We start from the raw sequence: 15,265 nt of genomic DNA on the forward strand, positions 1-15,265 counted from the left end.
TTAGTCCTCCTTCGCCTCATAGAATACCCATTGATTTGATGTCTTAAAGATGATACCTGTCATAATACTTACCACAATCAACATGAACCATGCCATAGCAGAACCATATCCCATTTGATAGAATTCAAATGTTTTTCTATACATATACATCGAGTATACTAATAGACTATTTAACGGTCCACCGGTTCCATTGGTTAAGACAAAGGCTTGTGTAAACATCATAAACCCATTAATTACTTGCATAATCAAGTTAAATAAAATGATTGGTGTTAACATTGGTATTGTTATTTTAAAGAATTGCTGTAGTTTATTTGCACCGTCAATTTTTGCCGATTCATATAAGCTAATTGGTATTTGCTTTAGGCCTGCTAAGAATATAAGCATCGCCGATCCAAACTGCCATACATATAAAAGGACTAAAACAACCATCGTTGTCTTTGGATTTCCTAACCAGTAAAGTGGTTCTTTTAAAATCCCTAGACTCATTAAAATCGTGTTCACCGCACCTTCTGCATCAAAAATTCGGCTCCACATAACTGCAATCGCAACACTTCCTCCAACAATTGAAGGTATATAGTAAACAGCCCTATAAAATCCTGTTAATTTCGTAGGTTTATTAAAGACCATTGCCAATAATAGCGCAAAGATCAGTCGTAACGGTACGGATATCGCTACAAAAGTAAAGGTGATTTTTACTGATTTGATAAAGAGTGCATCTCCAGTAAACATGGTAATATAGTTTTTGAGCCCAATAAATGTAGGCGGAGATAACAAATCGTATTTTGTAAATGAAAGTACGAGAGATGCTATCACGGGGATAAAGGTAAAGGCAAAAAAACCAATTAACCAAGGTAATATGAAGACATACCCAACGGTATTGTCTTTATCCATAAATGCTGATACACGTTCTCGAAAATTTGAAGTTTGAACTTTTTTATCCATAATACATCTCCTAATTTTTACCGGCTATCCTTATAAAAAGGATAACCGGTCAATTCACATGATTTAATGACTTACAAGTTAAATTAATTTACTGATAAAATAGAATTTGCTTCTTGAATAAATCGTTCAGCACCATCTTCTGGTGTTGTTACACCATAAGCTACTTCTTCATAAATTGACTTAAGCGCTTTGGTTACTTCAGCTGCTCCTGCTGGTTCTGGAGCTGAGATTGGTGTTGCATAGTTTTCAGCAAGTGCAATGTAATCAAATGTTGCTGCTACTTCAGCACTTACACTGTCTTTAATTCCATCACGAACTGTTGCTGCAATTGGAACACCACGTTCAGCAAGTAAGATTTCATTGGCTTCAATTGAGTTTGTAATAAAGTCAATAACTTTTGCTGCTTCTTCTTTATGTTCAGAGCTTTCTGTTACTGAGAAGAATTGTGAAGGTTTTAGATAAAGACCTGATGCACCATTCTCATCGTTTGGCATCACAGTTAATTCTAATTCTGAATCCATAAGATCTGCATAGGCTACGAAGAAGTTACTCCAGATAAATCCACCAAGGGTTTCATCATTAACAAACAAAGATTCTTCCATTGTTGTTTTTTGTGCAATCTCTTGAGGATCTGGGAATGCTCCAGCCTCTGTATTATCTGCTAACATTGTAAACATTGTCACAAGTTCATCTGTTGTATCAAATCCTAATGCGTTACCTGCTTCATTGTATACTGATTTTCCGTTTTGACGTAATAAGTTTTCAAGTAAGAATTTTGGATCATCCCATAAAGGTGCATCTGAACGAATACCGTGTTCTGTATAAGCATTAGTAACAAGTGTTTGGAAATCATTCCATGTCCAATCAGGATCCACTGCATCATAACCCATTTGGTCCATTAATGTTTTGTTATATACATATGCTAATGCATTCATTCCAAGTGGAACACCATATAATCCTTCACCTGAACGTCCACCTTCTAAGTTTGCCGGTGCTACATCATCAAGATTTAATGCTCCAGATTCAACATAAGGTGTAAGATCCGCTAATACACCTTTATCAATATATTGTCCAATAAACGCATAATCTTGTTGAATAATATCTGGTAATGATCCACCTGCTGTTTGTGTTGCAAGTTTGTCCCAATACCCTGCCCAACCAATTGGTTCTAATTCAAACGTTACATTTGGGTTCATTTCAGTGTAAAGTGCTAATGCTTTTTCTGTTCTTTCATCACGCACTTGATTTCCCCACCATGCAACACGTAATACGATGTCTCCATCTGAGCTTTCAGAATCTGTCTGTGTATCTGTGCTTCCTGAATCTGTTGCCGTATCTTCAGCCCCTGTGTTTGTTCCACTATCTGCTGTGTTATCTTCATCTTTACCACAACCTGCAAATAATGCTGTTACCATCATAAGAACGAGTAACATTGACAATACTTTTTTCATTATAACTACCTCCTGAAATAATTTAAGTAATCTGTTTCTTAATACTCTCTTAGTTTACATAGAAACACCCTTTACCACAATCGAATATCATGTTCAGTTTTGTTTAAAAAAAGTACTCTAACGGCTATTTTATTATTTTTCAGAAACATTTTGTTCACTTTTATGTCTTTTGTATAAAATCATGTCATTATTGCCCAATATTCTTCTTATCCCATTGTCTGATTTTTATATTCTGATGGGGTCATTCCGGTATAACGTTTGAATAATTGGCTAAAGTATTGTGGATTATTACCCATACCTACTTTTGAAGCAATCTCATACACCTTCGCTGATGCCGATTGTTCAATAACCACTTTTGCCTTTTCAATACGACGGCGCATGAGATATTGTGAAAAGTTCTCGTCCATTTCTTTTGAAAAAAGCTTAGATAAGTACCCACTGTTCATAAAAAGCACCTCACTAGCAATCCATTTTAGCGATAGCTCTTCTTGCTCAATATGTTCATCAATGATACGTAACATGTTTTCTACAATTTCATTATGTCGATGAATGATTCCAGAATAGTTCATGGCTACAATTTCATTGCCTATCTTTATAATCTCATCTTTTGTTTGTTCAAAATTATCATATAGTTGTATCTCAAGTAGTTTTTGGATGTATGCATTCGCCTGATCTGTTTGGCATTGGCGAAGAATCGCAGAAGCTAATTCAATACAGTAAAACTTAAAGGTACTGATATCAAAACGCATCTTAGACAAATGATCAAAATATTCCGTAATTTTTTGATTGAAAAGCTCTGAATTTCCTGACTTTACTGTTGTAACAATCTCTTGAAGATCAATACTATCGACTTCGCTGATTTGCATGCCTTGTTCGATGTCTTTATAAGAAATTATACAGCTATTACCTAAATAAAACGCATAGTTAAGATAATCTTGAGCTTTTTGAAATAAAATACTGACTTCATCAAAATCACCTTCCCGCGTATAGGTTGTTACTAAATCCCTATCTGCCAAATACTTGAAGTTTTCCATCACTTCCGTTAAAAATTCTTCAATTTGCTTTTCTTCCAGATTCTCCACGATCAGCAAGACACTTTTATTGACTGTTGTTTTAAAATAAATCGATTCTTGGAACGTTTGACGTTTGACAATATTTAATAGGGCAAACAAGGTATTAAAATTATACTCGCCCATGGGTTGCATGATAATCACACGAATACGCTTGTTTTTGACATTAAACAGGTTGATAAAATAGTCCAGTTCATCTTGATTTTGGTGGCGGCTCATAATAAAATCACGTATGAATTGTTCCTTGACCAAAGGAATAATCTTTTCCAATTTTTCGTTATTTTTCTTAATAAAATCTTCACGTTTTTCTTTGAGTACAAGTCGGCTTCGTACATCCTCTAAAATCTGAATCAAATCTTTTTCATCACAAGGTTTTAACAGATAATGCTTTACTCCATGCTTCATCGTCTCTTTAGCCAACTTGAACTCACTGTGACCAGACAAAATAGCAAACTCTATTTCCGGGTATTTCATTTTTACTTTTTCAATAAGTTGAATCCCGGACATTACCGGCATCTTCAAATCTGTAATGACTAAATCCGGGTGTTCACGAAGGATAATATCATAGGCTTCAATGCCATGTTTTGCCGCCCCTATCAGTTCAAACCCATAGGCTTGCCAATCGATTAAACTTGAGATACTTTCTCTAATAATACGTTCATCATCTACAAGCAAGATTTTATACATTTTCACTCTTCCTTTCTTCAGGTATACGAATCTCAATTCGGGTACCTTCGCCGATGTTACTGGTAATAAAGAGGCCATACTCTGACCCGAATGTCATTTTTAGGCGTTCATCAATGTTTTGGACGCCAATGCCCATTCCCTTACGACTTTCCAAGGGTTCATTTTTTTGGAGCTTCTTTAACGTCTTTTCTTCAATACCGAGTCCATTATCTTGTATATATAGCATGATCATACCCTCTTGTTTTTTGGCATGAACAGAGATCTCGCATGGCTCTAGCATATTTTCCAGTGAATGTACAATCGCATTTTCAACTAAAGGCTGCAATGTCAGTTTTGGAATCTGTATGCCCCAAAAGCTTCGGTTAACATGGCTTCTATATACCAAACGTTCTTCATATCGATATTTTTGAATGCTGATGTAGGCATCTAGCAGTTCAAGTTCTTCTCCAATCGTAATCATAAATTCATCAGTATTAACTGCATTACGCAAAAGTTTGCCTAATGCTTTAACCATGGTTGCAATTTCTTCTTGATGATTCGCCTTGGCGAGCCAATTAATGGATTCCAAGGTATTGTATAAAAAGTGGGGATTAATTTGGGCTTGCAACGCTTTAAAATTAGTGTCTTTTATGACAATTTGTTTTTTAAAGTTTTCATCAATTAAGGTGTTGATTCGAGAAATCATCAATTCAAAGTCTTTATGTAAGGTACCAATTTCATCTTCTCGTTCTTGAATGTGAGAGTCTATCTTCACTTCACTAAAATCCCCTGTCTCAACACGCTTCATGCGTAGTGTAAGATCCATAATCGGCTTGGTTATACTTTTAGCCAACAAGACACTGATTACACTTCCAAGAACAAACACACCGATAAATACAAGGACGATCAATATACGCATACGTTCAATCTGATTAAACGCTTCATTATATCCAATGACATTAACATAGGTCCAGTTGGTATAGTTTGACGTGGAATACGTGAGAAAGTATTTTTTCCCATCAATGGTTTTTATAGAAAACCCGTCATCTGCATTTAGGTCCTCTAAGCTCAACTGAATATTTTCTGATGTAGGATCTTTGTAAACAAGGTTATTTTCTGAAAAAATGAATAAATGCGAGTCCTTCATACTTGCATTAGAAACATATGCATCACCCAATTGGCTAAGTTCTAACCGAAACGCGACAACCCCAAGATTTTCAAGACTTAATTGTGCCGTTGACCTAAATTGCCTTGCTAAGATAATCATCCCTCGTTGTGCGTATTCATCAATAATTACACTATTACCACCGGCTTCTAGTGCCGAATGAATCGTTTGGTTTTTCACATCTTCTGCAAGAGAGACCGGATTTATTCCTTCTGGATGTTGTCCTGCTTGAGTGTCGATAAAGTAAATGGTGGAGATATTTCGCTCTGATGCAACATAGATAAGAAAGCGTTCTAATAATTCATCAACCAAATTATATTGTTGATATGCATTCGTCTCATATTTTATATCGATCATCTTTTGTTGAACATTTTTATCTGACAATAAGTTATACGAATAAGAATCCATCTTGCGCAATTCACTTTCAATCTGGTTTGTCGATAATTGTAAAACTTGTGCTGAAGATTGATATAACAGATTATTATATACGCCAAACGATAGCTGAAATGCAGTCCAACTAACAAAACTTACTAATAGCACAATCAAAAGATGTGCCATAGTAAGTTTTTCTTTTATTTTTAATTTATCATAATATTTTTTTATATTCATCGTCGACTCCTAATATTCATTATACAATTCCTAATACACTGACCCAGAATGTCAAAAATAGCATTAATGTAAATGAGCACACCAGTGTCGTCATAATGATAATATTACCTGCTAACACGGCATCCGCCCCCATCTCTTTACTCATCGCAAAGCTACTAACTGCCGTAGGTCCACCCACCAATATTGTAATGATAACAATATTCATAGGACTAAGCCCAAGCCAATAAGCAATCGGTGAAAAGATAAATGGCAATAAAACGTTCTTAATTCCTGTCGCTACAAGTGTTAACTTAAGTGTCTCTCTAAAATGATCAAATCGAAAGAAAATCCCTAACGATACTAGTGCCAAAGGCGTAGCTATCGATGCCGTCAAATCAATAAAAGCTTCAATTGATTTAGGATAGTCAAGCTTAAGCATTGCCGAAAAAAATCCCAATACAATCCCGATAATCAGGGGATTTGATATGATGTTTTTTAACAACTTCGCATATGTTTTCATATCGTGGCTTTTTTGAGGTGTTAGTGCAATAATGGAAACAATATTAAAAATCGGAATCGAAATCACCGTGACTAAAGCTAATTTTAAGACCACCGCATCCCCAAACATTCCTAATAAAATAGGATAACTGATGATTGCATAATTGGTCCGAAAGGCGCCTTGAATAAAGGCACCTTGTACAAATCCACGGTGATTACGATTAAGCTTCAATACACGTTTAGCTATGACGCTTCCAATACCTGCTGATAGTAGCAGCGCCACAATGCTATACCCCATAAGCCACATATCATCTAATGTTATCGTTGTTTCTATGTCTATATTTGCCACTTTTTGAAAAAGCAAAACCGGAAGAAATACTTTAAAAACAAGCTTCATCGATGTTGTCACAAAGTCTTCGGATACCAGCTTTACCCGTTTCATCCCATACCCTAGAATAATCATGAGAAATACAGGCGCAATGGCATTAAATGTCAGTATAAATGCATTCATATAATATACTCCCTATTCAAATGGATACTTTTTCGGAAGTTCTTGTCCAAGATACCCTAAATAATATGCATCATAACCTATAACAATCTCTTCATCCGTTGGAATCATCATCACTTTTAATCCATGTGTTTTAGATTCTCCGATTTGAACTTCTTCTTTTCGAATCTTATTTTTTTCATCATCTATTTCTATGCCGATATTTGCAAGAAATCCTGCTATTTTTTTACGAACATATCCTTCATTTTCTCCTAATCCCGCTGTAAAAACTAATGCGTCACATCCGTCAAGGGTTGCCCAATAAGCTCCAATATATTTTGCAATGCGATATGCATAAATAGATACAACCAACTCTGCTTGAACATCGCCTTGTTCCGCTTTTGCCCGTATCTCCTGCATCATATTTGTTTTGCCTAAAGCTTTTAAGCCGCTTTCTTTATTCAAGGCAGTCATCACCCGGTCAAAAGCCTCCTTATGGCTTATCGCCTCCCGTTCTATCAACTGATTAACGACATGGGCTATGATGGCTGGATCAATATCACCTGAACGTGTCCCCATAATCACCCCTTCAAGCGGTGTGAATCCCATCGATGTGTCCACAGATTGTCCATTATGCACTTTTGTAATACTACATCCATTACCTAAATGTGCAGTTATCCCATTAAAGGTGTCATATGCTTTTCCAAGTATACTTGCAGCACGCTTTGCCACATACATATGGGATGTTCCATGAAAACCATAAGTACGTACATCAAACTCTTTATACCATTGTTCGGGAATTCCATAGCGAAAAGCATATTCCGGTAATGTTGCATGAAACGCAGTATCAAAAACTGCCACTTGAGGTATATCCCCCATGACTTCTCTGGCAACGTTGATTCCCAATAGATTTGGCGGATTATGTAATGGTGCAATGGGAATAAGTTGTTCAATTGTATTTAAAACCTCTTGCTCAATTAAAATACTATGGTTATATTTAGTTCCGCCATGGACTACACGGTGTCCGATACTCTTGATATCCTCTTTATGAATGTTAAACTCTTCAAACACTCTAAACACAGCTTCCAACGCATCTCGATGGTTAGGCAGCGGCATATTACGAATTGATTTTTCTTCATTGACTTCAAGCTTTAACCGACTCTTTTCAATATTACCTATTTCTTCAACAACCCCACTCAGGTTATGCTCTAATTGATGCCCATCAGTAATCAAAAACAAAGTAAATTTTAATGACGAACTTCCACAGTTAAGTGCTAAGATATACTTATTCATTACGTCCTCCTTAAGTTTATGTACTAAATCATCTCATTTATTATAACAGAAATCCCTATATACAGAAAGTAAAAGTAGGACTTTCTCATCCCTCGAAAAAAATAGTAGGCGCGGTGCATATGCACCGTCCTACTATATACTGGATATTAACCGCAAAGAACACCATCTTTAATCGGCTGGTCAAATATAATTTCACCAGCATCTAAGCGTATAACCTGAGCCCGCGTGTGACGATTTGGATCACTTAACGGGTCGCCTTGAATCTGCTTATAACTTCTTGCATGATAGACAAGAATAATCTCATCGGTCGTCTTTTTTCGGACAAAACAGTTATGTCCCGGTCCGTACTGTTGATTTACTTCGCTGGTTGTAAACACAGGTTCTTTGTACTTTTTCCAATGCTTTGGATTGAGCAGGTTTTTGTCCGTATCTATCTCAAGTAGTCCCAAGCAATAATTATGGTCTGTTTTACTCGCAGAATAGCTTACATAAATTTTTGCATCTGTTTTTAGCACTGCTGGACCTTCATTAACATTAAACCCTATACGCTCCCATGGATATTCTGGTGTTGATATCATAACCTGTTGACCACTTAGAGTCCATGGATTAATCATTTTATCAATATATAGGTTTGAATTACCTGCAATATTTGGATCACTTTGTGCCCATATCATATATTGTTCACTCTGATGCTCAAAAGTTGTTGCATCTAAACTAAACGTGTCCCAACGTGACTTTATTTGACCTTTTTCCACCCAAGGCGCTTCTAAGGGATTTTTTCCTCCACACTCAAGGACATACATTCGAATTCTCCATGGGTCTTGTTCATGCCCAGCGGCAAAATATATGTACCACTTACTGTTGATATAGTGAATCTCAGGCGCCCAAATATGATATTTCATGTCGCCTTTATCATGTTCACGCCATATAATTTTAGGCTCAACTTTCGCAAGACCACTCACAGTTTTACTTCGTCGAAGTTCGATATAATCATAGGTGGGCACTGTTGCAACAAAATAATAATATCCGTCTGCATGCAACATTATCCAAGGGTCAGCTCTATGCTTAATTAATGGATTTCTCCATTGATCAACCTTTTTTTCTACCATTAGACTTATGTACTCCTTCGTTTTTATTGAACCTGAAAGCGAATCATGTGCCATGATAATTTGGGTAGTTCTATACAAAACTCTGTTCCTACACCTTGGTCTAAATTCGCCTTTTTAGGTATAATGTGGGTTGGATCCTCAAAAGAGTTAACTGCGAACAAATCCTCTCCCATAAGGGTCTCATGGTCTATCATACGCAGTTGTCCAAATTCCTTTAAGTCAAGATGTAACTGTATTGCTTCTTCTTGATTTGTGTTTAAAACAAAAAACGCCAATTCTTTTCGTTCTTGATCAAACGTTGACAAACTCTGTAGTTCTGGAATGTCACCATAACGCTCTGTCTTAACGGTGTCGCAAACCATAAGGTTTTTGTAAACTTCACCACGTCCATAATTACTCACCTGTTGGAAGGGATAATAGGTCGTATGTTTAAGCACCTCTCCATTAGGGGCCGTATGAATAGGAGCTAATGCATTGACAAGTTGTGCAAGACACGCCATTTTTACTCTGTCAGCATTATTAACAATGGTACATAGCAATCCACCTACAACCAAAGCATCTAACAGTGTATATACATCTTCTGCAATAGCCGGTGCATGCTGCCAACGTTTTGTATTCATATTTGAGTTATACCAAACATTCCACTCATCTAGACTAAGGTAAATATCTTTTTTTCCTCTGTGTTTTGCTTTTACATAGTCCGCTGCTGCCCGCACCGTTTGAATAAAATCATTCAAATCATAATGTGCTGCCAAAAAATTTTGGACATCACCACTATATTCATAATATCGATGCAATGAAATGTAGTCGATATAGTCATAGGTATGATCTAGAACTGTCAAATCCCATTCTGGAAATGTCGGCATATCTTTACTTGAACTTCCACACGCTACAACTTCAATCTCTGGGTCGACCCATTTTAAAATTTTGGCTGTTTCTTTTGCCTTCTTTGCATAGTCTGTTGCTGTCATCTGACAAGTTTGCCATGGACCATCCATTTCATTGCCTAAGCACCACACTTTGAAGTTATGCGGTTGTTCATGCCCATGTTTGCGCCGAAGATCACTCCAATAGGTTCCTTTGTCAATATTACAATATTCTATAAGCTGCCCTGCTTCTTGTGGCGTGCCTGTTCCAAGGTTTACTGCAATCATTCCCTGTGTATTTGCCTTACGTGTCCAATCTGCAAACTCGTCAATTCCAAAGGTATTGTCTTCAATCGAAAACCAAGCATAGTCAAGGCGAACCGGGCGTTCTTCCTTGGGTCCTACTCCATCCTTCCAATCATACCCTGATAAAAAGTTTCCACCAGGATATCGAACAATCGGAACATTAAGCTCATCAATGGCTTGGATGACATCTTTTCGAAACCCTTGTTCATCTGCTTTTTGATGTCCAGGTTCATATATTCCGGTATAAACCGCTCTTCCCATATGCTCAATAAATGAACCATATACTCTTTCATCAATATCTGCAATCCTATAATTTTTGTTAACGAGACAACTTGCACTTTTCATAGCGTTCTCCTTTATACATGTTAATCACACTTATTATAGTTTTTTATAAAGTACTTTAAATATATTTAAAGTATATCATTTTACTATTTTATCGTCAACAAAGAACTCGCCTCAATATTTTATCATTTTGTTGCATTAAATCCTGTGATATCCCTAGTAAAATGCCCCCCTATATTAAACCAAAAGACAGTACGTTATCTTGAGATTGTTCATCTCCATACGTACTGTCTTTGTACCGCTTCTATAATATTGCTTGATTCATCATATCCGCATCCATATTTTTGGATAACTCTACATACTTTCTCGGTGAGTATCCACTAATTTTTTTAAACTGTTTACTAAAATGATAGATGTTATCATATCCAACTTTTTCTGCAACTTCTTTGACGGTTCCCGTCGATGAAGCGAGCAAGTACTTCGCCCTTGTCATTCGTGCCTGAATCAGATCTTCCTTTGGGCTACAGTCAAAAAACTCCTTGTATAACACCGAAAATCTCGATCGACTCAAATAAACCAAGTCCGCCATTTCATCGATTGTCCAGTTCATTGACAAATTGGTAAATATTTGTTCACGTGCTGCTTTAAACTTTTCAATCATCGTCGTTTTATATGGGTCCAGCGAATAATCTTGTTTATACTTATGTAGCCTTGCAAGCCCAATAAAAAAATCTTCCATTTGGGAACTAATCCGTTCTGCCCAAAATATATCTTTACGGATATACTCTTTTTCAATTTTACGAACAAAAAAACGTATAAAGTTATAGTCCTTCATCTCATAGGGGGTATTCACCTCAAGTCCTAACCGTTGAAAATACGCCTCCAACTGCCGCCCATCAAAATGAAAGTAATCATTGATAAACCCACCTTTGGGATTATAATATAACTGAGGTTCTCCAGGTGCGTATAGCATAAAAGAATTGGGCTTAACATGGGTTAATTCCCCTTCTATCTGCATCTTTACCTGCGTTGAAAAAAATAAAAAGAGATAATCTTTGGAGCCACACGGACGTTCTATTCGAAACAATGCATTTACTTTGTAATCATATCCAACATCATGTATCTCAAACAACACTTTGCTATCCTCCACTACTGACCATAGTAAGCATTTTTGCCATGTTTACGTAAAAAATGTTTGTCTAATAATGTTTGCTGCATATGCGCCTTACCTGAAGTCTCTTTTAAAAGCGTCGAAGCAAAAGCCATCTTTGCCACTTCCTCAAGTACAACGGCATGATATACTGCAGCATCTGCATCTTTTCCCCAAGTAAAAGGCCCATGTTCTTTAACAAGAACCGCCGGGATTTCCATAGGATTTAATGCCCGCTCTTTAAATGTCTCAATGATGACCGTTCCCGTTTCCTTTTCATAATTTATTGCAATTTCTTCGGGGCGCATCCCTCGTGTACAGGGAACAGCACCATAGAAATAATCGGCATGGGTTGTGCCAAGAGGATTGATATCCCTGCCTGCCTGTGCAAAACTCGTTGCCCAAGAAGAATGCGTATGGACAATACCTCCAATATCAGAAAAAGCTTTATATAACTCCAAATGTGTTGGTGTATCTGATGACGGCTTATAGTTGCCTTCAACAACATTACCATCCAAGTCAACGACAACCATATCTTCTTGGGTCATCCTATCATAATCAACCCCACTGGGCTTAATAACAACCAGGTTACTTGCTCGGTCAATTCCACTTACATTTCCCCAGGTAAATACAACTAAACCGCGTTTGGGCAAAGCCATATTTGCTTCAAAAACTTGTTTTTTTAATCCTTCTAACATCTATGCCTCCTTATCTGTGCTTAACGACCTAGCGCTTTAGGTTCCATAGGACATCACTCAATTTTAAGTCTTGACGAAATGTCTTCATATTCGTATCGTTGTTGATAAGAACCGTTTCAATGTCTAAAAACTCTGCAAAATCAAGCAATTCTTGTGCTCCAACATCTAAAGAAAAGACGGTATGATGAGCTCCTCCAGCAAGAATCCAAGCCATAGCTCCTTCTTCTAACGATGGTTGGGGCTTCCACATTGCCTGTGCCACTGGAAGCTTAGGCATCTGTTGCGGTACTTTAACCGCATCCACTTCATTGATAATAAGTCGCATGCGACCACCCATATCTATAATAGATGCATTCAAGGCCGGACCGGTTTTACATGAAAATGTGAATCGAGCCGGATCTTCACGATCACCTATACCCAACGGATTAACTAATATATTGGGTTTTTCATTTGCAATAGACGGACACACTTCCAGCATATGCGCTCCCAAGACCATTGCATTTTGAGGATCCAAATGATATGTATAGTCTTCCATAAACGAAGTTCCTTTACCTTTAAATTGTCCCATAATTTTTACAAGTCGGACAAGACCTGCTGTTTTCCAATCGCCTTCTCCAGCAAATCCATAGCCTTTTTCCATAAGTCGTTGTACCGCTAAGCCCGGCAGTTGCTTAACTCCGTGCAAATCTTCAAACGTTGTTGTAAAAGCACCAAATCCACCATCAACTAAAAATCGTTCCATAGCAATTTCGAGTTTTGCCTGATATTTAATCGATGCCACACTTTCTTCTTTCGTGTCTAAGATGTTATAGCTTGCTTCATATTCTTTATAAAGCGCTTCTACTTCATCGTCAGTCACCTTTTCAATATAATCCACTAAATCACCAATACCATATCCATGAATTTGCCATCCAAGTTTTATCTCTGCTTCAACCTTATCGCCTTCTGTTACAGCAACAAAACGCATATTATCACCAAAGCGCGCAATTTTTAATTGTCTGCTTTCAGATAATGCCACTGCTACATTCATAAAGTCCCCTATTTGTTGTTGCACCTTAGGTGCTTCCCAATAACCTACAACAACTTTTCTCGGCATACGTAATCGCGTATTGATAAAACCAAACTCTCGACCACCATGAGCTGATTGGTTTAAGTTCATGAAGTCCATATCAATATCATCCCAAGGAATATCTCTGTTAAATTGGGTGTGTAAATGCAAAAACGGTTTATTCAAAATTGATAATCCTGCAATCCACATCTTTGCCGGAGAAAACGTATGCATCCACCCAATAATTCCTGCACACTTTTGCGTTACATTTGCTTCCTTAATAAGGGATGTAATCTCATCCGGTGTTTTTACAACCTCTTTAAAAACAATCCTATAGTTGAAATCACCTTGAGCATTTAACCCCTTGACCATGTTAAGCGTATCTTCTTCGACTTGCTGAAGCACCTTCGGTCCATAAAGGTGTTGACTTCCAGTAATAAACCAAAATTCATAAGTTTTTGCTAATTTCATTTTCCAACCTCCATATTGTTCGTATATTTGTTTTTAGTTGTACGTACGTATTTATATAAATAATTGAAACTTCCAATTATTTTTTAAATGGTAAGACCGAATTTTTTTGAATTAACTCCGGCTCAATAATATCATGAATCATCGTTTCTTCTTTTTGTATGAGTTTTAGCATATGTTTTGCAGCTGTCTCTCCTAATATCGCTTTTGGATGCGCAATGGTCGTCAGCTTTACGGCTCCTTTATTCGCCATATCCGAATTGTCAAAACTCACTAAAGACATATCCTCAGGCACGGTTTTACCCATTTGATTTAGCAGTTGAATCACTCCGATAGAAATCTGATCATTATAGCATACAAGAGCGCTACATCCATCAATCAAATGTTCAATCGCATTGATATTATGTACATCCATGAGTTGCTCTTTGTTTTCCGTTGTATACCAAAGCACGTCGCCTTCCACAGGGTCTAGAGAAGCTTCTCGTAATGCTTGAAGATATCCTGAGTATCTTCCATGCCCCTGCATATCATCTTGTTTAAAAATTCCTGCAATACGTTCATGACCATTTTCAATAAGACATTTTGTTGCCAAATACCCTGCCTTTTGGTCATCTTCAATGACATAGGAAGCATTTACATTTTGATATGTCGCGTGAATAAATAAAATAGGCACACCCTGACTTTGAAGTCTTAAAAACAAGTCTTGGTTATGATTTGGAAAAATACTTTTTGTAGGTTCAACAATCAATCCGGATAAATTATGTTTGAGCATATTCTTTAATATCGCCCGTTCTTTTTCAATATCATTATTTGTATTTCCAAGAAGGATACTATAGCCTTGTTCACTAAGAATATCTTCAATACCCGAGATAATCTCAGGAAAAATATAATCTTTGATGTAGGTTGTAATCACTCCGATTAACTTCCCTTTTCCCGGTGCCTTTGGCTTAGTGTTGGCAACAAAAGTTCCTCTGCCTTGATGCTTATAAAGCCATCCTTCATTGACGAGATCACCAATCGACTTACGGATTGTATGCCGACTGACATTAAATTCTTTCATCAGTTCGATTTCTGATTTAATCGGGTCATTGTATTTTAAGTTGTTTGATATAATATATTCAATAATATGTTCCTTAACACGTTGATACTTCGGTTCATTGGTTGCCATCTTTGCACCT

General features: G+C 37.0%; 12 protein-coding genes. All 12 read right to left on the reverse strand.

Annotated features, from left to right (window positions below):
- The 12 genes from QBE53_13800 to QBE53_13855 all read right to left on the reverse strand — a co-directional run bounded on the left by QBE53_13800 (position 1) and on the right by QBE53_13855 (position 15,255).
- Entirely contained in the window at positions 1-942 is a 942-nt protein-coding gene (locus QBE53_13800) for a sugar ABC transporter permease (GenBank protein ID WZL80859.1), read from the reverse strand.
- Positions 943-1,025: 83 nt separating this feature from the next.
- On the reverse strand, positions 1,026-2,393 hold the full coding sequence (locus tag QBE53_13805) for an extracellular solute-binding protein (protein ID WZL80860.1): 1,368 nt from the start codon (positions 2,391-2,393) through the stop codon (positions 1,026-1,028).
- Positions 2,394-2,599: 206 nt separating this feature from the next.
- Positions 2,600-4,150, reverse strand: a complete 1,551-nt coding sequence (locus QBE53_13810; protein WZL80861.1) for a response regulator — start codon at positions 4,148-4,150, stop codon at positions 2,600-2,602.
- On the reverse strand, positions 4,143-5,903 hold the full coding sequence (locus QBE53_13815; GenBank protein WZL80862.1) for a sensor histidine kinase: 1,761 nt from the start codon (positions 5,901-5,903) through the stop codon (positions 4,143-4,145). The genes QBE53_13810 and QBE53_13815 overlap by 8 nt, the downstream gene beginning before the upstream one ends.
- 19 nt (positions 5,904-5,922) lie before the next feature.
- On the reverse strand, positions 5,923-6,891 hold the full coding sequence (locus QBE53_13820; GenBank protein ID WZL80863.1) for an AEC family transporter: 969 nt from the start codon (positions 6,889-6,891) through the stop codon (positions 5,923-5,925).
- A 12-nt stretch (positions 6,892-6,903) separates the two neighbouring features.
- Positions 6,904-8,160 (reverse strand): acetate kinase, encoded by a 1,257-nt coding sequence (locus QBE53_13825; protein ID WZL80864.1) that lies wholly within the window; start codon positions 8,158-8,160, stop codon positions 6,904-6,906.
- Between the two features lie 146 nt (positions 8,161-8,306).
- Complete coding sequence (locus QBE53_13830; protein ID WZL80865.1) at positions 8,307-9,269, reverse strand: glycoside hydrolase family 43 protein; 963 nt, start codon at positions 9,267-9,269, stop codon at positions 8,307-8,309.
- 23 nt (positions 9,270-9,292) lie between these two features.
- Complete coding sequence (locus tag QBE53_13835; protein WZL80866.1) at positions 9,293-10,786, reverse strand: alpha-N-arabinofuranosidase; 1,494 nt, start codon at positions 10,784-10,786, stop codon at positions 9,293-9,295.
- Between the two features lie 241 nt (positions 10,787-11,027).
- Positions 11,028-11,858, reverse strand: coding sequence for an AraC family transcriptional regulator (locus tag QBE53_13840; GenBank protein ID WZL80867.1), 831 nt, complete (start codon positions 11,856-11,858; stop codon positions 11,028-11,030).
- Between the two features lie 14 nt (positions 11,859-11,872).
- Positions 11,873-12,571: an L-ribulose-5-phosphate 4-epimerase gene (gene araD / locus QBE53_13845; protein ID WZL80868.1), complete on the reverse strand. Its 699-nt coding sequence runs from the start codon at positions 12,569-12,571 to the stop codon at positions 11,873-11,875.
- A 28-nt stretch (positions 12,572-12,599) separates the two neighbouring features.
- Positions 12,600-14,090: an L-arabinose isomerase gene (araA, locus tag QBE53_13850; GenBank protein ID WZL80869.1), complete on the reverse strand. Its 1,491-nt coding sequence runs from the start codon at positions 14,088-14,090 to the stop codon at positions 12,600-12,602.
- Between the two features lie 76 nt (positions 14,091-14,166).
- A complete protein-coding gene (locus QBE53_13855; GenBank protein WZL80870.1) occupies positions 14,167-15,255 on the reverse strand; it encodes a GntR family transcriptional regulator in 1,089 nt (362 codons plus the stop codon).
- Positions 15,256-15,265 lie beyond the last annotated feature (10 nt).

Source organism: Vallitaleaceae bacterium 9-2 (assembly GCA_038396585.1).
Taxonomy (GTDB): domain Bacteria; phylum Bacillota; class Clostridia; order Lachnospirales; family Vallitaleaceae; genus UBA1351.